This window comes from Pedobacter aquatilis (genome assembly GCF_032678425.1).
Lineage (GTDB): Bacteria > Bacteroidota > Bacteroidia > Sphingobacteriales > Sphingobacteriaceae > Pedobacter > Pedobacter aquatilis_B.
Genome location: NZ_JAVTSG010000002.1, coordinates 240603 through 262167, shown reverse-complemented (window position 1 = coordinate 262167; position 21565 = coordinate 240603). Strand labels below are relative to the sequence as shown.

Sequence of the window (21565 nt, the reverse complement as noted above, 5' to 3'; positions counted from 1 at the left end):
AATTGGTGATTGAAAAGTTGGTTAATTGATGATTGAAAAAATTGGTTAATTGTGAAATTGCAGAATTGGTTATTGAACATTGGATAATTGGTGATTGAAAAACTGGTTATTTGGTAATTGAAAAACTGGTTACGCAGGCAATGAAAATATTGTCATCCTGAGCGGAGTCGAAGGACAGATATTTTCGTCTTCGACAGATTCAGAGTTACAAAAAAATGCTTAATCAGCAGCTAATAACAGTAAATTGACAACCGATATTAAATTAAGTATAAAAAGAAAAAACATTGACTGAGGTTATTCAAGAAAAAAAGGGTGTAAGCCAGAGTATAGATTTTTATAAAATCTTTCGGGTTTTTTTAAGTCGCTGGTACTGGATTGCGGGGACTGTTGGTATTTCCTTATGCGTTGCATGGTTATATCTATGGTACACACCTCCTATTTACCAAACTGGCGCCTCTCTGAAATTAGAGGATAACAGTCAATCTTCTTTAGGACGAGATGGAGGAATGCAATCTGCGAATTATAACTATACCGATAAAATTCAGGCAGAAAGCTTTACAATCCGTAGTAATGAAGTGATTTCAAATGCGGTAAAAACCCTCGATTACAAAATCAGTTATTACCTTAAAGGCCGTGTACGCACTACAGAACTTTATCCTAATGTGCCTTTTGTTATAGAAATCATCAAGCAAGACAGCGTTAATTTTGAGCGTTCACTTTATGAAATTACCGCAGCTGATGATCAACATTTCAATTTGTACCTGGCGGATAATGATAAACAGAAAACTGTTTACAAATACGGTCAGAACATTAACATCGGAAATATGATTTTCCGTGTTAAAGATAAAATCCCTGCAAACAGTACTTATCAATTTAAATTTAACAGTAAGGAGGATTTTATCGGCCGGGCAATGGGCGGGCTATACATTGGTGAGGCTGCCCGATTTACAAATGTAATGAGCCTTAGTCAAACCGATGCAAATGCTGTTTTTGCAGCTGATATCCTGAATGCCATCATGAAGGAATACGTTAAGTACGACATCATCCAAAGAAGGCGTTCCGCAAAGCAAACGGTCGATTTTATTGATAACCAGCTAAATTTTATTGATGCGGAGGCAGGCAAATCCGGCAGTACTTTAGCCAATTTCAAAACACAGAATAAAATGGTAGATATGGGTTCGTCTACGTCTATGACTGTTGGAAAACTTTCTGATTTTGAAAAACAAAAAACAGAGCTAAAGTTAAAGCAACTAGGTATTAAGCAATTACAGGAGCAAGTAAACAGCAATAAATCTAAAATAGAAATTGGTTTAGATTTAGATGGAGAATTAAATTCCGGTTTAGGCATATTGGTTGGTCAGCTAAATACGCTTTTGGCAAACCGGGAAGCGAAGCTTTCGCAATTTAACAGCGATTCTCAGCCAGTAAAACAAATTGAACAACAAATTGCGAATGTTAAAGCAAGTATCAGAAGTGCGGTTGACGGGATGTTGAGGCAAAATGAGCAAACCATCCGCTATATAGACAATCAAATTTCGGGTGTAACGCAAAGCATGAGCAGCATTCCGGTAAAAGAGCAAAATTTTGTGAAACTGCAAACCAATTTTGAGGTGAACAATAAGGTTAGAACTTTCCTATCAGAGAAAAAGCTGGATGCAGAAATGAATGCGGCAGCAGTGGTCTCGGGAGCATCCATCGTAAATCCGGCCTACCCATCTTATTATGCAATTTCACCAAATGGCAATAAGGCTTACAGCACTGCGCTAACCCTCGGTTTAGCCGCTGGCTTTGGATTAATCTTATTGGTTAGGTTTTTAAATCCTTACATCTACGATAAGGAAACTGTTGAAGGTTTAACACATACACCAATTATTGGAGTCATCCGGAAATTTCCTGATTATATTGACCAGGACAGTCGGCAGGCACTTTCTTTATCTAAGCCAAAATCTGTTTTCGCAGAATCGGTACGTTCGGTAAGAACGAATCTGAGTTTTCTTGCCAGTCATAAGGAAAGTAAAATTATTTGCATAACCTCTGAAATTTCTGGCGAGGGAAAATCTTTTGTGACGGTAAACCTTGCTGGTACGCTTGCCTTAATTGAAAAACGTGTGGTTTTAATTGCTGCCGATTTAAGACGCTCAAAATTGCATAAGGCTTTTGGAAGTGATAACAAAAGGGGGCTGAGTTCTTTATTATCCGGACAAGCCACACTAGAAGAAGTAATGATTCACGATGATTTGCATCATATTGATTTTATTCCATCTGGGCCTGTTCCACCAAACCCGTCTGAGTTATTGCATACCGAGGCAATGAAGGAGCTTTTAAAGAATCTTCAAAAAAGATACGATTATGTTTTGGTTGATACCGCTCCTGTAGGTTTGGTTTCGGATGCAATTCCGTTAATACGCTCATCAGATATTAACCTTTTTGTTATTCGTTCGGGGGTATCACAGCAACGTGCGGCCAATATTCCGGAGCGACTATCAAGGGAATACAGCTTGAGTAACCTGGCCATTGTGTTAAATGCATTTGGTGATGATGCGCTTTATTCAAATTATTATACTACGGATTATTCGAGAGGTGGTGGTAACAGTACTTATTATTACTCTGATTACTCGGGTTATTCGGGTTCTGGTTATTATGATGATGAGAATAGGAAGTGGTGGATGTTTTGGAAGAAAAAGTAGTTGAATCCGCTCACCGCCGCGGAAGGGTTCTTTCTTTTGATTGATCAAAAGAAACAAAAATCACCGGCTGAAAATTTTTCTTTTGAAGTTGGTGCTGAGGCTTAAAAAGTACTGACCGAAAAATTTGTTAGGCCGGATTTAAGTGGAACGGAGATTTGAGATTAGGCTTAATTGGATGGCTGGTGTAAATAGTAAATATTGAGAGTAGGAAATGGTGGATGTTTTGGAAGAAAAAGTAGCTTTTATAGTTGGTTTGATGTTTTGTTTATTAGTTGTTTAGGGGGTAATTGGTTAGTAGAAATTTTGCTATTGGAATTTGATAATTGATTATTGAAAATTGTGAATTGAATGGACAATAATTACAAGTGGTATCCGGTTTATACGCGTTCGCGAGCTGAAAAAAAAGCTTATGATGAGTTATTAAAAAAAGGCATTACCACTTATCTTCCTTTAAAAAAGACAGTTAAACAGTGGAGCGACCGTAAAAAAATTGTCGAAGAACCCTTGATAAAATCTTACCTGTTTGTGTATATTTCTGCCAAAGAGCATGCAGAAGTTTTAATGACAAATGGAATTTCCCGATTTCTTTATTTTTCAGGAAAGATTGCTTCTATGCCGGATAAACAAATAGAAGATTTGAAATTACTATTGGCTACCGATTCGGAATTGGAAGTATTGGAATATGATATTAAAGCGGGTGAAAAAGTGAGTATAAAGGCAGGGCCGTTTAAAGGTATGCTTGCCGAAACGGTTTCCATCCACAATAAACAACGCCTAATTTTACGTTTAGAAAATATGGGTGTAGCGATTGAGATTAATACTTCGATGGCTTTTGTGGAGAGGATATAGGTACAAATACCGTCATTGCGAGGTACGAAGCAATCTGTTTTGCTTGGTAAGTCGCAACGACCAAATAGTTAAATAAGCAGTCATTTTTTAAAAAAAATGTGACTGAGAGGGCGAAGCTGTGTCCTTCGACTCCACTTAGGATGACAGCTTTGACTCCGCCTACTTTAACTGATTTATTTATAATGCTATGCGTATAAGACCAATTTTAGTATTATAAGAAGTTTTGTCACCCTGAGCGTAGTCGAAGGGCCTAATCTATTTGAAATTGAAATACTACCATGTTTATATATTAAGATGTAACGATGGTTCATATTATACTGGTGTTACCAATGATATTGAAAGAAGGTTTCAGGAGCACGTCAATGGTGAAAATAAAACTTGCTACACCTTTAATAAAAGACCACTATCATTAGTTTTTTGCGATCATTTTATAGATATCAATCAAGCCATCGCCTTTGAGAAACAAATAAAAGGTTGGGGTAGGAAAAAGAAAGAGGCTATCATATCCAATAATTGGGAGAAGCTGAAAGAACTTGCCATTTGTAAAAACGATACAACTCATTTGAATTTTAAAAAGCTGTCCTTCGACTCCGCTCAGGATGACAGCTTCGACTCCGCTCAGGATGACAGCTTCGACTCCGCTCGGGATGACAACTTCGATTACGCCTAATCAACTGATTAATGATATCCGTATGAAACCAATTTTATCATTATAAAAAGTTTTGTCACCCTGAGCGTAGTCGAAGGGCCTAATCTATTTGAAATTGAAATACTACAATTATATTTTATTTTAAAAAGCTGTCCTTCGACTCCGCTCAGGATGACAGCTTCGACCATACCCAGGATGACAACTCTAACTTTGCTTTAGAATCTGGCTTTAAATTTCATCAGACCGGCAACCGAAAACCGATAACTGGCAACTGATAACCGGCAACAGACAACTGGCAACTGACTACTAATAAAAATGTGCCGCATCGCAGGAATTATAGATCATACTAAAACAGAAGCTGAATTAAAAGCTAATGTGAAAGCAATGTGCGATGTTATGGCGCATGGCGGTCCGGATGATAAGGGTTTTTACGTTGAAGCGAATAAAGGGCTTGCCTTTGGCCATCGTAGATTAGCATTGATAGATTTAAGTGCTGCCGGGCATCAACCCATGCTTTATCAAGAAAGATATGTAATCAGTTTCAATGGTGAAATTTATAACTATCGTGAATTGAAAGCTGAATTGCTCGACCTAAATTATGACTTTCTAAGCAATAGCGATACAGAAGTAATTTTGGCCGCTTATGCAGCATGGGGCATTAAAAGTTTCGATAAACTGAAAGGCATGTTTGCTTTTGCAATTTATGATGGTACTGAAAACGCAACCTATTTAGTTCGCGATTCGGCTGGTATTAAACCACTATATTTCAGTACAGATAACCAACAATTGGTTTTTGCTTCAGAAGTCAAAGCCTTTAAAAAAACTGATTATCAATATACAGAAAATTTAAACTGGAAGATTTATTTTCTAGCATTTGGGCACATTCCAGAGCCATACACAACCTTCAGGGAAATAGAGATGTTGCCAAAAGGCCATTATCTAAAATGGTTACATAATGCCCATACTTTTGAAACTAATGATTATCAGATTATTTCAACAGCAGAAAAGTTAAGTGATTATAAACAAGCGGTTGACCTGGTGAAAAAAACGCTTCAGAAAGCAGTTAGAACACACTTATATTCTGATGCGCCAATTGGCACTTTTTTGAGCGGCGGGATAGATAGTAGTATCATTAGTATTATAGCAAGTGGGGTTCTAAAAAACCAACCGTGTTTACATACGCTCGCCATAAATTTTGATGAATCCGAATATTCAGAGAAGCCTTATCAGGATTTAATCAGCGAACAAATCAAAAGTATTCATCAGGAATATAAAATAAGTAACGAAGTTTTTGAGGCTCAATTTCCAAATGCACTTAATGCTATTGATCAGCCCACAACAGATGGTATTAATTCGTGGTTTATCTCCTATTTCGCCAAACAGAACGGCTTAAAGGCTGTACTTTCTGGCATTGGAGCTGATGAATTGTTTGGTGGTTATCCTTCATTTAAAAGGATAAAATGGGTGGAAAAGTTGAGTAGTTTACCGCGTTTTATTCTTAAGCAAGCTTTGGTTTTTAACAATCCGGCTTTAAAAAGAGCGTATTATTTAAGCTATAAGAATACTTGTGGCAAATATTTGTTTTTACGTGGGATTTTTAATCCAAAAGAAATTGCTTCGATATTAAACTGTTCCATAGCTGAGGTTGATCAAGTTTTGAAATCGGCAAAGATTGGCGAAATCACTACAAATTTAGAAGCAGCGGAAAAAGCCAGTTGGCTGGAGTACAATTTATACATGCAAAATCAGCTGTTAAAGGATACAGATGCGATGAGCATGCAACATGGTATTGAAGTGCGTGTTCCATTTCTGGATAAGGATTTAGTTAAAATGGTTAGGCAGGTCAGAAGTGATTTGATTTATAAAACCAGCAAACCAAAAGGTTTATTAATAGATGCTTTTATAAATGTTCTACCTGATAAGATATGGAACCGCCCGAAGATGGGTTTTACCTTTCCGTTTCAAAAATGGCTGGCTAAAGATGATAAATTTCTGAGCAGTTTTTCAGGTACTCAAAATGAAAGCGTTAATGCTTTTGTTGAGGATTTTAAACAGGGGAAATTGCATTGGAGTAAGTTGATGGCGTTGTATCAGATTAAGTAGATAGTTGCCAGGGTTCAGTTGTCAGTCACTTATTCACAATGATTAAATTTAGCATTCGGGTTGCTTCCCTGAACAGTGTAACTACGAGCGAAGTTGAAGATTAAGTAAACGATTGTATATAATCAGTTGCCTGTTTCCAGTTATCATTGATTAAATTTATTTGAAGCTTTTATAGAAAATGTCATCCTGAGCGGAGTCGAAGGATAAAGCAGATAACCTGATACCAAAACGCCCTTCGACTCTGCTCAGGGTGACATGGGTAAAATGTTTGTCGTCATCTTGACGTAATTGAATGAATAACAAAAAAGTACTGTTTCTAACCTTGCATACTTTCAGTTTGACTGGGGGAATCGAGAAAGTTTGCAGGGCTTTTGCTAAAGTTTTAAAGGATTTTACTTTGGGAGGGAGCATTAAAGATTATCAGGTTTTGAGTATGTATGATAATATTGCGGATTCAAATTATGTTGATGCAAAATATTTTACTGGTTTTAAATCAAGCAAAATAAGTTTTGCCTTTCAGGCGATAAAAAGTGGAGCAGCTGCTGATGTGATTGTTTTAAGTCATATAAACCTGTTAATTTTTGCCTGGCTGATTAAAAAATTCAGCCCAAAGAAGAGGATTATTTTATTTGCGCATGGTATTGAAATCTGGGGTAAATTATCTTCCTGGAAAAGAAATTTCTTACGGAAAAGTGTTGAAATACTTGCCGTAAGTCATTATACCGGGCAAAAGGTTCATGAAATCCATCAAGTCCCTACCGAAAATATTAAGGTTTTAAATAATTGTCTCGACCCGTTTTTTAAAGTGCCCGACACGTATGAAAAACCTCAGCGCTTAATAAAACGATATAATTTAAAAGCTGATTCGAAGGTTTTGTTTACATTAAGCCGATTGTCATCCGCTGAGCAATATAAAGGCTATGACAAGGTTATGGAGACAATGGCTGAACTTCCCGATCATATAGTTTACATTTTGGGTGGCAAAGCTGATGTTGAAGAGGAACAAAGCATAAACAGACTTATTGCAGAAAATAACCTTCAGGGAAGAGTGATTCTAACAGGCTTTATTGCGGATGATGAACTCATTGACCATTATTTGCTTGCTGATGTTTATGTAATGCCAAGTACGGGCGAAGGTTTTGGGATTAGTTTCATCGAAGCCGCAGCTTGTGGTCGACGTTCGATTACCGGAAACCAGGATGGTAGTAACGATGCAATTTTGCATGGGAAATTGGGTCAGTCGATAAATCCTTTGGATAAAATGGCATTGAAAAATGCAATTATTGAAGAGCTGCACGAAGGTTATAGACCTGAAGTTCTACAAAGTCTATGTTTAACTGAATTTGGATTTGAAAGATATAAAAGCAAAATCTCTGATATTTTGTAAGTTGGTTGATTTGTCCTGGCCGGACAGGCTTCTTTCTTTTGACAACAAAAGACCTGCGAAGCAAGCTTGAACACCGTAAAAAAAACAAATACAGGTGAAAAAACAAAAACTGCCGGCTTGCTAGATTTCTTCTAAAGGCAGTAGTTAGGCAAATTCCTGCATCCCGAAATCTAGACCATGCCGGTGAAATAGCGGAACGAGAATTTGTGGTTAGGCTTAGTTAGGTGGAAATAGAAGGGGAAAATTGGTTAGTTGGTGAATTGGTTAATTGTTAAATAGGTTTATTGTCCTGGCCGGACAGGCTTCTTTCTTTTGACATCAAATGACCAGCGAAGCTCGCTTTAACCTCACCCCCCGCCCCCCCCTGAAAGTGATGGAGCTAATATTGAGGTCCCGAAATCTAGACCATGCCGGTTAAAAAGCAGAACGGAGTTATAGTGGTAGGGCTTAGCCGAGGGGCAACTTAGGTTTGAGAATTGATTATTTGCAAATTTGAACAAGCTGCTCATAGCTGAACAATGATAACTGACAACTAAATACTGACCACTAATTTAATGGAACATAAAGACGAGCATAATTGGACTATTGAAGCGAAGGCTTCCTTGTTTGATTTAAAATTAAATGAGGTTTGGGCTTATCGTGATTTATTGTTGCTTTTGGTGCGCAGGGATTTTGTTTCCTTTTATAAACAAACGATTCTTGGTCCGCTGTGGTTTTTTATTCAGCCATTGTTTACAACCATCATATTCACCTTTATATTTGGAAACCTTGCCGGCATTTCAACTGATGGTTTGCCAAAGCCTTTATTCTACATGGCAGGCATTACAGCATGGAACTATTTTGCAGATTGTTTAAACAAGACATCGACCGTTTTTAAAGATAATGCCGGGATTTTTGGTAAAGTGTATTTCCCAAGGCTAATTATGCCTTTAAGTATTGTGGTGAGTAATCTGGTGCGCTTCGGTGTGCAAATGATATTGTTTCTTCTAATGATGGGATATTACTATTTGAATGGAGCATCTTTCCATATCACCTCAACCATTTTACTTTTCCCATTAATTGTTGTTCTAATGGCCTTGTTGGGTTTAGGTGCCGGAATGATTATCTCTGCCATGACAACAAAATATCGTGATCTTGCTTTTCTGGTCACTTTTGGAGTGCAACTGCTCATGTATGCCACTACGGTAATCTATCCGTTATCAGAAGCTATAAAAAAATACCCTGAATACGCATGGGTAATAGAATATAACCCAATGACACCAATTTTGGAAACCTTCCGCTATGGCTTTCTGGGTGAAGGCAGTTTTACCTGGGCCGGCTTTGGTTATGCCACTGGAATAACGGCTGCCCTACTCCTATCCGGCATTGTGATTTTTAATAAGGTAGAACGGAATTTTGTGGATACGGTTTAGGTGTGGAATTGATTCATTATTAAATTTATATATGTCTAACATCTCAATAAATCGAAAATCCAAGTAAAAGCTTATCTTTTGTGTTTTGATCACTAGAACTAAAATTAATGATATCAGAGCTCAGCTAAATGCGCCGTTTAGCATCCCTGATTTTTTGGATAAGCCATATTATCCATCCCTAAATGGATGGAGAGCAATCGCAGTAATTATTGTTATTTGTGAACATTTAAAAAATAATATTGGACACAGTTCTGTCTACTCTAAAATAGCCAATATATTTATATTTGGTAGATTAGGTGTAGATATATTTTTTGTTTTAAGTGGATTTTTAATCACTAGTATATTAATAAAGGAAAAAATAAGAACAGGCAAAATAAATATTTCCAAATTCTTTATTCGACGGAGCCTGCGAATTTTTCCAGTATTATATTTATACTTGGTTTGTTGTATGTTATTAAACTATTTTTTTCAACTTAATATTGCTTACTTATCATTTATTTGGCCTCTACTTTATGTTTCTAACATCATTTATACTGATCCTTGGTTAGCCCACACATGGTCATTATCCATTGAAGAACAATTTTACTTAATTTGGCCGCTAGTTCTAAGAGCATCAAAGAGACCTATACTTCTCTATCTAATTTTAATAACACTACTTCCAGCACTTAAAATATTAATATATCTAAATCCGTCAGCCTTTGATATATATATTAATCATATATATATACCAACTACCGCCCTCTTGACAGGTGCTGTAGCAAGTATAATCTTGTTTAAAAAAATCTCATTTAATGGTTTTCTTAAGGAATCATTATTTATACTTAGTATGTTGTTAACACTTTTTATATTCTACCTTCAAAGTAATGGACTCTTTGGAATATTAATTCTGCCATTTGGTACTGTAATTACAAATTTATCAATCGCCTATTGTATTATTTACAGCTTAAAATCCGAAAAAGAAGTTTTCATTAAATTTTTGAACCACCCCATTATCGTTAAAATTGGAATAATGTCATATAGTATATACATTTGGCAACAACTATTTTTGCAGACTAGCGAATCCTACCGTAATGGACAAAGTTTTATTTTCTTTCCCGTTAATCTGATATATATTGTATGTATATCATATCTATCGTATAATTATTATGAAAGATATTTTTTAATACTTAAAAACAAGTATACATACTAAATCTAAAACTCTAATTAAAGCTACCAAATTTGGTATTCAAAAATAAATTTAAGCAATATCTACAGCAACTAAACAAGCCATTTAGTACTCCTGAATTTTTGAATTCAAAGCATATTCCATCCCTGGACGGTTGGAGAGCTGTAGCTATTATGATGGTGATTTTAGGTCATTTTATGCTTACTTTGGAAAAAGGAGGCGCGATTCATACAATATTAAAACTAACAGCCATAGGTAATCTAGGTGTTAAGATATTTTTTGTTTTAAGTGGTTTCTTAATCACAACGCTTCTAATTAAAGAAAAAATAAAATACGCTAACATAAATCTAAAAAACTTTTTCATTAGGAGAGCATTAAGAATAATCCCAGTTTTATACTTATACTTGATTGCTGTTTTTTTGGTGAACTATCTTTTTAATCTCAACTTAACCATTTCGAATTTTATTGGGCCACTATTCTATGTTAATAATTTTAATTTTTTATCTGGAACCTGGATAACGCAACACACCTGGAGTTTAGCTGTAGAAGAGCAGTTTTATTTAGTCTGGCCTGCTATTTTTAAATACTCTAAAAACAGAATATTAACTTGTATAATAATAATTTTAATTATTCCTGGTTTTGTAATTGTCGAATACCTTGATCCTGAAGTTGGAAACTACATACTAGCTCCTTTTTTTATTCCTGCAAGTTCAATATTCATGGGAGCACTTATTAGTCTATTAAGTTTCAATTCTTATATTTCTTCTAAGTTTTTAATATCCAAAAACTTCAAGTTCGGTATTTTTATTTTTGCTATTGTCCTTATATATTCCATCTACTATTTTTCAGCGAAGAGTACTTATGCAAAATTCATCTTACCATTTGGCAATATTTTAACTGATTTTTGCTTCATTTACATAATATTATTTTCAATTATTAGAAAAGATCATTTTATTTTCAAAGTTTTAAACAGCAGAATATTCATTCAGATTGGTATCATTTCTTACAGTTTATATATCTGGCAGCAGTTATTTATAATACCAAAGGGAAATTATCCCATATTAGAACATTACATTTATTTCCCTTATAATTTAATCTCGGTTTTTATTTTTGGTTTTTTATCTTTTTACCTTTTCGAAAAGCCATTTCTTAAACTCAAGGAACGATTTTCGTTCCATTAACTTAATACAGTTTGTCAAAGAACATCTCTATAAAAGTAGAAAACCTTAGTAAAGCCTACCAACTTGGACAAATAGGTACGGGTACCATCAGTCGTGATTTGGAGCGATGGTATGCAAGATTACGTGGTAAGGAAGATCCTTTTCTACAAATTGGTGAAAGCAACAACCAAAATATCAAAAGTGAAAGTGGTGTGGTATGGAGTTTAAAGGATGTTAATTTTGAAATTGAAAAGGGAGATGCAGTTGGTATTATTGGTAGGAATGGTGCGGGTAAAAGTACTTTATTAAAAATATTAAGCAAGGTTACTGCGCCTACAATCGGGAAGATTTATGGAAAAGGAAGAATCGCCAGTTTATTGGAGGTTGGTACCGGTTTTCATCCTGAATTATCCGGTCGCGAAAATATTTTCTTAAATGGAGCCATTCTCGGTATGCGCAGGAAAGAAATACAGCGAAAACTTGAGGAAATTGTAGATTTTGCAGGTATTGAGCGCTACTTAGATACTCCGGTTAAAAGATACTCTTCTGGTATGTATGTTCGATTGGCTTTTGCGGTAGCGGCTCATTTGGAATCTGAAATTCTAATTGTAGATGAGGTCCTGGCGGTTGGTGATGCTGAATTTCAGAAAAAGTGTTTGGGGAAAATGGGTGAAGTCAGCAAGGGTGATGGAAGAACGGTTCTATTTGTAAGTCATAATATGAGCAGTGTAATACAATTATGTAATAACGCAATATTACTAGATAATGGTATAGTCAAATCTGTAAATTCAACTGAAAAAATAATCGATCTCTATTTGAATAGCGGAGGATTAACAAATAGCTTTTATTTTAATCGTGAACTAACATATGTTAAAGCTTGGCAAGCTAATCAAAAGATTTTTATAGAAGCTGAATATAAACATTTCCCAAATCTAAGATCGCCCCATTTGGGCATAGTTATCAAGAACTCAAATGGCCAAATAATCTTTGCCACGAATCCAACAATTGAAAATCAAAACTTCAATGTATCAAAAAAAAATGGAGGTAAAATTATCGTTGAAATAGCAGAACCAAAATTACTAGATGGAAAATATTACATTAGCATTTTTTATGGGAATAAAGATGAAGATATTTTATCACAGTCCGATTGCGTTGAGTTAAATGTCTGCAATATGACTGATCTTAGTACACAACTAAATGTTAACTCAGTCGGAAATGTTGCTCCAAAGTCAATATATAGATTTAACGAATATTAAAATAGGTGAAGAGCAATAAAGGAAATCATTGTAATAGGTTCATAAATGAGCTAATTGTGAAATATCTAAGGGGGAAAGAGCATCCCTTTAAACAAAGAATAGTTTCATGGTTTAGATCGTATTTATATAATAAAAGACTAATAGCTACAACACATTCAGGATTTAAAATGTCTTTAGATTTAAAAGATATTATACAAAAAACAATTTTCTTTGAACAAACATGGGAACCATTATTAACGAATTTCTTAAATTTAAACCTAAAAGCTGATGATGTTTTTTATGATGTTGGCTGTAATGTTGGTTATTATTCTCTCTTAGCCTCTACAAGAAGTTCCGAGGTAATTGCCTTCGATCCTGATCCTGATAACATAGTTCTCCTTGAGCAAAATATTAGAATTAATCAATCATTAAATATTTCGAGTTACACATTTGGTTTAGATGCAGTTGATGGTACTAGAACTTTTTACAGATCAAGTGTACACAACAATGGACTTAGTGGATATAATCCGAGAAATGTAGTTGCTAGTTTTGATACTGAATTATACAGTATTGATTCACTAATCCAGAAATTAGAATTTCCGACACCGACTGTAATAAAACTTGACACAGAAGGATGGGAGGAAAATATACTCCTTGGTGCTAAGATCCTATTAAGAACCAATCCACCTAGATTAATTATTTTTGAATCAGATTCAGATTATAGGACTGCATTAAATCATAAGGCTAATATAGAGGAAATTTTAAGTCAATATGAATATGCGATTACTGCAGAATTGAGAGATGAATTAGGAATTAATTATGTTGCGACTTTAAAATCCCAAAAATGATATCAAATGATGCTGTCGTAACTTTTGCAATTGGAAAGAAATATCAAAAATATGCATTGAGTTTGGCAAATTCATTTTTGCTTTATAACTCATCTAATAATATACAATTCTACATCATAACAGATTACCCTCTTAATCTAAGTAAAAAGCTCAATCGAAAAATTCACGTTGTGATATCTAATACCGTGTTATACGGTGAGGATGTTTTACTTAACAAATTTCAAGTGAAAGAATATGTTAAATGTAAGAACATATTACTCATCGATGCAGATAGTTTTATATCTTCAAATTTAGAACCAATTTTTAGAAAGTTTGAAAATAATGATCTTGTAATATGGGGTAATTCATTACATAAATTTGATGATTGGAGAGGAAATTCCATTATTAATCTTAAAATTTATATAGACAAATTATACAAAATAAACGGAGGAGTCTATTTTTTTGGAGATAGTGATATTACTAAGAATTTTTTCTCATTATGCAATGAATTAATAAAAAATTATGAGGCTAATGGTTTTGCCAAAGTATATGGTAATCATAAGGATGACGAAATAATTTTTTCAGTTGCTTCAGTATTGATGAACATTGAATTACCTGTCCCAGACATGAATGTAAAAGTTGAAACAATGTATTTTTCCAGAAGAATAATTAACATTTTTTTTGGAGGTTCCATCTTTTATAATGTTAATTTTCGGCGTACGACTATTGAATCTATTTACGCTGAAAATCCAATGATTATTTGCTTTGATAGATTTTCGGTAAATGATTTTGATTATAAATTTTCCAGTAAAATGCTTAATTATGTTGATGATAATACGATAAATAGAATTTTTGCAGCAATATTGACTGTTATTGCTTTAAAGGTCTATTACACTGTGAAATACTTAAAGTGGAATATTACTAATCTTAAACCTTTAAATTGATCGTAAATTTTGGATACTAACGCATTAAATTTATTCGATAAAATATATTTAGTTAATCTAAAACGAAGGCCAGATCGATTAGACGAATTTTACAAAAATAACGCTGCATATGTTAAGAACTTAGATATTGAAGTCTTCGAAGCAATAGAGGGGAAGTTAGTCCAGGATGATGAGTGGAAATTCAATAAAGGGGCTCTTGGTTGCTGGAAAAGTCACATTGAATTGCTTAAAATAATTGAAAAATCTGATTTCGATAAAGTCCTTATTTTGGAGGATGACGCATTGATAGTTGATAAAAAATCTCTTGAATGTGAGGAGGTTAAAAACTTTATTATAGAAGAGAAATGGGATATGTTCTATTTTGGATTTGAGCATTTCAAACCACCATCACTACTGTCAGAAAATATACAAAAACTAAATTGGGCGCTTCAAACCCACGCCTACGCAGTAAATAGAGCCTCCGTTTCCAAAATAATTCGATATGCAGAGATGAGAAAATATTGGATAGATGGGATTTTTGCGGAAATACATAGTTTTATGAATTGCTATGCGACCACCAAAAATACTATAATTCAAACAGCTAGCAAAAGTGACATAACTCCTAAAACAACATTCTGGAGAATTTTATATTTAAAAGCATCATCAATCTTAAGGAAGATGCTGAAAATGATTAAAAAGTTTGACTCTTAAAAAAGTTTGATTCAAGTACTTCACATCATATCCAACAAAGATAATAGTGGTGGTACTATTGCGGCTTTGAACCTACATTATGCTTTACAGCAAAATGGAATTGAGAGTGCAGTATTATCGAGCAATGAGTTGGAGGGTTCAGAGTACGGTAAAGGTTACCGAAGATTTGGCGGTGTGATGGGTAGAATACAACAAGGTTTTTTAAAACTAGAAAATATATTGGCCAAACCCGGGTGGGTAAATCCTTTAGATAATTTTTTATCACCCAACGTATTAAATGATTACACTGGTATAGTTCATATTCACGTTACACATGTTGCTCAAATCTCTTTTGAACTGTTAAATAAACTAGCCAATAATAACAAAGTTTTCTGGACTTTGCACGACTTATGGCCTTTAACGGGCAAATGCATCCATCCTATTAATTGCGATAAGTACTTGAGCAATTGCCACCACTGTCCTAAACTTCAGGAATATCCAATATTAAAATGGGATAACACCCCAAACCTTCATAAGCAGAAAATGAATTTTATCAAGAAACATAAAATTCATTTTATATCTCCTTCAAAATGGATAATCCAAGAAAATGAACAGTACATCCATAATCTTGATGGAAAGATTTCTACAATCCCTCATGTTGTTCATCCTGGTTTTCAAAAAATGAATAATGGGAAAGCTGAACTTAGAAAGAAATATAATTTGCCTATAGATGGAGATATAATTTTATTTCCGCAAGGTAGATGGGACGATGTAAAGAAAGGTTCTAAATGGTTTAAATACTTAGAAACGAATCTAACAACACAGTCATGTTTAGCTCGTAAAATCTACCTTGTAAAACTTGTTGGTGATAAAACAACATTCAACAAAAGAAATGAATGGGTTACAGAAATACAATTGCCAAGTACAACCGATAAAGAAATTATGGCTGAGTATTACTCGTTAAGCGATGTGAGCATTTCATTAAGTGAAATTGAAACCTTTGGACTGTGTGTAGCAGAGAGCCTAGCTTGTTCTGTTCCTGTAATGGCTCGCAGTGCGAAAGGTATAAATGAGCTTTTGCATGATGATATTATTGCTAAAGATGAAGAAGAGTTGATGCAGTTTATTATTGCAAGAAAATGGCTGGACTTTAATTATGAGCCATTATTCTCCTTAGTAAACATGAGGACTAACAATTGGGCTGATAAGCATATCGAATTATATGGCGTATAAATCATTCGAAAATACTTATAACCCTAAGTATAATGCAATAGGCTTTATCCGCTTAGTATTAGCAACTTTCGTAATTGTACAACATAGTTACGCACTGTCAGGTTATACAGATCCACTTAGCAGAATTGGACTGATTAGTTTTGGTGCATTAGGTGTAAATGGATTTTTTATTTTAAGTGGATTCTTAATTACATCAAGCTGGTTAAATAGCAGGAGCATTATTAATTATGTTTGGCGTAGAATACTAAGAATTTTTCCAGCATTCTTGATTTGTTTATTGGTTACTGCTTTAGTTGTAGCACCCATAATCATAATACTAAAAGGACTAAGTTTAAATCAGCATATTATAACTCAAATGGGGGGCTATATATTCAAAAACCTGCTCCTCATCATCAATCAACCCGACATTGGCAATCTCACAAATAGTTTGGCAGAAAAATCGCTAAATGGTTCATTATGGACCTTATCCTGGGAGTTCCTTTTTTATATTTTATTGGCAATTGGTGGATTATTTGGCGCTTTGAGTAAAAGGAAATGGCTACTTATCTTTCTTACCATAACCTATATTATCTGCTACTGGATTGATACTTGCAAATGCACCATATTTTTAAAATTTTATACCAGCTCAAATGTTGCCATTCTACCCTACTATTTTTTGGTTGGCTCAATAGGATTTCTTTATAAAAAACATATCCCAGATTCAAAAATTATATTCGCTATTTGCATTGTTTTGTGGTTATTGGATTTGAAGTATAACGTAGATTATCCATTACATCCATTCTTTTTACTCTATATTTTACTTTGGTTAACGATGCATTTACCAATCAAATCGATTGAGCGATTTGGCGATTATTCGTACGGTTTGTATATCTATCACTTTGTGGTTATACAAACAATTTTGATATTATTTAATGATCAGCTACAACCCTTAATACTACTATTAATTACCTTACCTGTTGCCTTTGGCTTGGCCTATTTGAGCTGGAATTTAATAGAAAAGAGATGCATGAATTTTAAAAGATTAATTAAATGACAGATAAGAAGTGGCTTATTATTGGTGGTGGCGCAGTGGTTCAGGAATATTACCTGAAAGCGTTCGAGCATCTAAATTTATTAAATTCGATTACCATAGTTGAACCAAATGTTGCGACCTGTAAGTATCTAAATGCCAGAAATATTTCAGTAGTTAACCTTGGATTTAGAGAATTTTTCAGTCAATGTGAAACAGATTATGATTACGCAATTATAACCTTGCCAAATCATCTTCATGAAGAAGCAATAAACTTATGTCTTGCCAAAAGCATTTCGGTTCTGTGTGAGAAGCCACTCGTTTTAACAACTGATGCCTGCAAACGGATAAGCGCTTCTGAAGCTAGAACAGATAAGCGTGTTTATACAGGAATGGTTCGCCGATATATGCCATCATATCTAGCATTACAGAAAAGTTTACATTTGCTTGGGGAGATCAAGTCAGTTCATATCGAAGATGGAAATCCATTTGCCTGGGTGGCCGATAGCTACGCTTTTTTCGATCCAAAAAACGGGGGCGTTTTGGCGGATATGGGCGTTCATTATTTAGACCTGTTGTACAATTTATTCGGAAATTTGAAACCCATAAGTTACATTGATGATTGCGAAGGAGGGGTTGAAGCAAATACAGCGTATATTTTAGAAAATGAATTAGGAGTTAGCATTTCCTTAAAACTCTCTAGAACAGAAAAACTACACAACACATTTCAAGTGCTTGGTACAAATGGCAGGATGTGGATGGAAAAAGACAATTTTGAAAGCTGTTTTTTTTCACCACAAGAACATATCGTTCATGAAATAAAAATAAAAGATGCCTTTAGCGATCAGGCATTACGTTACGTTTTCGAAGCCTGCTTTGTAGAGCAGCTTATTAAGTTTCGTGATGATGATGATACTCTTGTTAAAATCGATGATGCCAAAGCAGTTATACAATTAGTTGAATGGGCATATGATAATAGAAAGTTATACGCCTTACAACAAAAAAAAGATTCCTATTTAATAACTGGTGGTACCGGATTTATCGGAACAGCCCTTACCGAAAGGTTATGGAGAAGTGGAATCAGAGACATAACTGTACCTGTTAGAGGTTATAAGAACTGTGCTCCTATAGCCCGGTTTGCTATTGATTTGCCGAAAGTAAATTTGTTGGATTATGAATCTGTAAAGAAAGTTGTTGAAGGAAAGAAATACATTGTTCACCTGGCCTATGCTACAGATGGCAAAAATGCTTACAATATAAATGTTGAAGCTACCAAGAATATAGTAAAAGCGGCTTGTGAACAGGGCGTAGAAGCAATTGTAGTATTGAGCACCATGAACGTTTATGGCTTCCCTGATGGATTGGTAGATGAAAATACCAATGGAAAACCTGCAGGTGGTGATTATGGAAAATCAAAAAAAATAATGCAGGACTGGTGTTTGGAATTTGCAAAAACACAAATAAAAACAAGACTAGTGGTTTTAAATCCTACCTGTGTTTATGGTCCGAATGGAAAGACTTACACTACACTGCCAATAATGCTTGCAAATTCAAATCGGTTTTGCTGGATTGATGATGGCAAGGGTTTAGCTAATGTTGTTTATATAGAAAACTTACTCGATGCAATTGAGCAATCGCTTAAAGTAAAAGAAGCACATGGTTTAAATTTCATTATTAATGATGATACGATAAGTTGGAAGAACTTTTTACAGCCACTGTTATTGGATAAGGCTGAGCATATTAAAAGTTTAGATACGAATAATTTACTTGCTCAAAATTTTAAAGAGGCAACCAATTTGAAAAAGATTGTTCGATATTTACTTGCCAACTATGAATTTGTTTCATTGATTAATCAGCATCCATTTTTGGGCGGCATTAAAAAATCAATTTTTAAAAACATTCCTAAATTCAGAAATAAGTTAAATAGTGAGCGAGAAATTGAGTGGACAGGTATCGGAAAGGAAAACCTAACCGAGGATTTAAATCAGCCTTTCAATCCTCCGGTTTGGCTTAACGAGCTTTTTGCAAATACGAACAGCAAGTTTTCTTCAAAAAAAGCGGAAGAAATTTTAGGTTGGAAACCTGCTATACCAACCAATGAAGCTATAAAAGAAACTCAAAATTGGCTATCCAAACGAAACTAGTTTCAGTTATCATTCCAGCATATAATGCTGCGCATACCATTGAGGAAACATTGGATTCAGTGTTCGCACAAACTTTTGAAAATTTGGAGGTTATTGTGGTAAATGACGGGTCAACAGATGATACGTTGTCTATTTTAGAAAATTACCCAAGGTCAATAACCATTATAACAACCGAAAACAGAGGTGTTAGTTCCGCCAGGAGTTTAGGCTTTGCCAATTCAGTAGGCGATTATATTCAGTATCTAGATGCTGATGATTTGTTAATGCCTTACAAGCTTGATCAACAATTAAATGCTTTACTGGCGCACAATGCCGATGTTGCTTACGGAGATTGGCAAAAGTTTAAGTATGAAAATGACAAATTCGTTATCACTGAAACTATCGAACGCCAAATTGAGGGTGATTTAGAAATTGTACTTTTCACTTATTTCTGGTGCCCGCCTGCTGCTATATTATATTCGAGGCGACTGTGTCAAAAATTATGTTGGAATGAAAATTTACCGGTTATACAAGACGCCAGGTATTTTCTGGATGCTGCCATAGCCAAGGGTGAATTTGTTTATACCAAGGGAATTATGGCGAAATATAGATCTGCCCAATCAAATTCTCTATCTCAAAAAAGTGATTTGAATTTTGTTAGGGATTTGTTTGAAAATACCAAAAGTGTTTACAAAGAATGGGAGCCTGACGTAACGACAAATTCGGAAAAAGAAACCGCTATTATCGAATCTTTAAGGCACTGCATTAATAGACTCAGCGTATTGGATAAAAATTTAGCCAATGAAGCCATAGAACTATTGCTAGACATCAAACCAAACTATATACCTGCGGAAATGGGTTTACTCAGAAGATTATCAAAAATTATTGGTTATAAAAACGCTGAGAGAGTGGCTGGATTTAAAAGAGCATTTGTTTCATGAAGATTGCGTTAGTAACTGCCTACTTTTACCCAACAAGCAATGGAGGTACAGAAAAATACGTGCTCAACTTAGCTAGAAATTTAATTGCCCAGAACCATGATGTTGATGTATTAACAGCGGGTACTAAAGAAGTAATACGAAGTTATCAGGGTTTAAAAATTTATGAAATAACTGATGAGCTATCTTACGAATCTGATATTTTAGCTGGTAAAAGAGCATCTGCGAATTTGAATGAGTTTATTCAGATATTAAAAAACAACAATTATGACTTAGTTCATTTTCATACGCTTACGCCAACATTTAATACTTTTCATATTTTGGAAACTAATAAATGTTTGGAGGTAGAAATCCATTTCACTGCTCATATACCAGGCATTACTTGCCTTCATGGTGATTTAATGCAGTTTGGAGAAAGAGCCTGTGATGGAATAATTAAAAAACAAAGATGCACCGCTTGTTACATTAGTAAAAAAGGCTTCAATCAGCCTTTAAGCAATATTCTTGCTAAATCTGTAAAAATCTTTAACTATCCACGAAACATAGCAAATGTAGTAGAGCAAAAAATTGAGGATTTAAAGCGTTTAAATAATCTCTGCGATAAAATATTTCTTTTTACAAACTGGCAAAAGGATATATTTATCCTTAATGGTTTCGATGAGACAAAAATAGAAGTCACCAATCAATTATTAAATAAGGTACTTATTGCACACGAAACTACAAAAAGGGTCATTAAAAATATTGGCTTTGTCGGCAGAATAAGTCATGAGAAAGGTTTACATATATTAATCGACGCTTTCAAGCAAGCAAATCGAAAAGATTTAACGCTACACATTGCAGGCATCATTAATGATGAACAGTATTTTGAAAAACTGAGATCTAAAACAAAAGAAGATACAAATATCCATTGGCAACTTGATTTGGATGAACAAGAGATAGATTTTTTTTATAGACAGATTGATACTTTAGTTATACCATCCATATGGCTCGAAACCGGTCCTTTCGTCCTTTACGAAGCATTTGAAAAAAACATCCCTGTAATTGCCAATGATTTGGGAGATATGAGAATTTGGAAAAATAAAGGATTTGATATTAAACTATACTATTCGGGAACAAACCTAAAAAATTATCTAATTCAATTATAGCAATCTATATAAAATGCCATTCCATAAAAC

The 21565-nt window shown here is 34.5% G+C and carries 17 protein-coding genes; all 17 read left to right on the top strand.

The features are described from left to right. Positions 1-284: 284 nt before the first annotated feature. The gene (locus R2Q16_RS07070) at positions 285-2687 is read left to right on the top strand and encodes a polysaccharide biosynthesis tyrosine autokinase (RefSeq protein WP_316736086.1); all 2403 of its coding nucleotides are present in this window, start codon (positions 285-287) and stop codon (positions 2685-2687) included. A 348-nt stretch (positions 2688-3035) separates the two neighbouring features. Then, positions 3036-3536, top strand: a complete 501-nt coding sequence (locus R2Q16_RS07065) for a UpxY family transcription antiterminator (RefSeq protein ID WP_316736085.1) — start codon at positions 3036-3038, stop codon at positions 3534-3536. A gap of 265 nt (positions 3537-3801) precedes the next feature. Further along, on the top strand, positions 3802-4206 hold the full coding sequence (locus R2Q16_RS07060) for a GIY-YIG nuclease family protein (protein WP_316736084.1): 405 nt from the start codon (positions 3802-3804) through the stop codon (positions 4204-4206). A gap of 294 nt (positions 4207-4500) precedes the next feature. Continuing rightward, the gene (gene asnB / locus R2Q16_RS07055; protein WP_316736082.1) at positions 4501-6288 is read left to right on the top strand and encodes an asparagine synthase (glutamine-hydrolyzing); all 1788 of its coding nucleotides are present in this window, start codon (positions 4501-4503) and stop codon (positions 6286-6288) included. Positions 6289-6580: 292 nt separating this feature from the next. Then, positions 6581-7675: a glycosyltransferase family 4 protein gene (locus tag R2Q16_RS07050; protein ID WP_316736081.1), complete on the top strand. Its 1095-nt coding sequence runs from the start codon at positions 6581-6583 to the stop codon at positions 7673-7675. A gap of 554 nt (positions 7676-8229) precedes the next feature. Next, the gene (locus R2Q16_RS07045) at positions 8230-9087 is read left to right on the top strand and encodes an ABC transporter permease (protein WP_316736079.1); all 858 of its coding nucleotides are present in this window, start codon (positions 8230-8232) and stop codon (positions 9085-9087) included. An 85-nt stretch (positions 9088-9172) separates the two neighbouring features. Beyond that, complete coding sequence (locus R2Q16_RS20360; protein ID WP_410478154.1) at positions 9173-10276, top strand: acyltransferase family protein; 1104 nt, start codon at positions 9173-9175, stop codon at positions 10274-10276. Between the two features lie 29 nt (positions 10277-10305). Continuing rightward, positions 10306-11433: an acyltransferase gene (locus R2Q16_RS07040; RefSeq protein WP_316736077.1), complete on the top strand. Its 1128-nt coding sequence runs from the start codon at positions 10306-10308 to the stop codon at positions 11431-11433. A gap of 11 nt (positions 11434-11444) precedes the next feature. Continuing rightward, entirely contained in the window at positions 11445-12668 is a 1224-nt protein-coding gene (locus R2Q16_RS07035) for an ABC transporter ATP-binding protein (protein ID WP_316736076.1), read from the top strand. Positions 12669-12673: 5 nt separating this feature from the next. Next, positions 12674-13495 carry an FkbM family methyltransferase gene (locus R2Q16_RS07030; RefSeq protein ID WP_316736074.1) on the top strand — a complete coding sequence of 274 codons (822 nt, stop codon included), beginning with the start codon at positions 12674-12676 and terminating at the stop codon, positions 13493-13495. After that, complete coding sequence (locus R2Q16_RS07025; protein WP_316736072.1) at positions 13492-14418, top strand: hypothetical protein; 927 nt, start codon at positions 13492-13494, stop codon at positions 14416-14418. The genes R2Q16_RS07030 and R2Q16_RS07025 overlap by 4 nt, the downstream gene beginning before the upstream one ends. Before the next feature lie 9 nt (positions 14419-14427). Then, positions 14428-15108 carry a glycosyltransferase family 25 protein gene (locus R2Q16_RS07020; RefSeq protein ID WP_316736070.1) on the top strand — a complete coding sequence of 227 codons (681 nt, stop codon included), beginning with the start codon at positions 14428-14430 and terminating at the stop codon, positions 15106-15108. 6 nt (positions 15109-15114) lie between these two features. Then, positions 15115-16320, top strand: a complete 1206-nt coding sequence (locus tag R2Q16_RS07015; RefSeq protein ID WP_316736068.1) for a glycosyltransferase — start codon at positions 15115-15117, stop codon at positions 16318-16320. Then, positions 16310-17353: an acyltransferase gene (locus R2Q16_RS07010; protein WP_316736067.1), complete on the top strand. Its 1044-nt coding sequence runs from the start codon at positions 16310-16312 to the stop codon at positions 17351-17353. The genes R2Q16_RS07015 and R2Q16_RS07010 overlap by 11 nt, the downstream gene beginning before the upstream one ends. Then, entirely contained in the window at positions 17350-19473 is a 2124-nt protein-coding gene (locus tag R2Q16_RS07005) for an NAD-dependent epimerase/dehydratase family protein (RefSeq protein WP_316736066.1), read from the top strand. Before R2Q16_RS07010 ends, R2Q16_RS07005 begins: the two co-directional genes overlap by 4 nt. Beyond that, entirely contained in the window at positions 19452-20393 is a 942-nt protein-coding gene (locus R2Q16_RS07000) for a glycosyltransferase family 2 protein (RefSeq protein ID WP_316736065.1), read from the top strand. The genes R2Q16_RS07005 and R2Q16_RS07000 overlap by 22 nt, the downstream gene beginning before the upstream one ends. Further along, complete coding sequence (locus tag R2Q16_RS06995; protein WP_316736064.1) at positions 20390-21535, top strand: glycosyltransferase; 1146 nt, start codon at positions 20390-20392, stop codon at positions 21533-21535. The genes R2Q16_RS07000 and R2Q16_RS06995 overlap by 4 nt, the downstream gene beginning before the upstream one ends. Positions 21536-21565 lie beyond the last annotated feature (30 nt).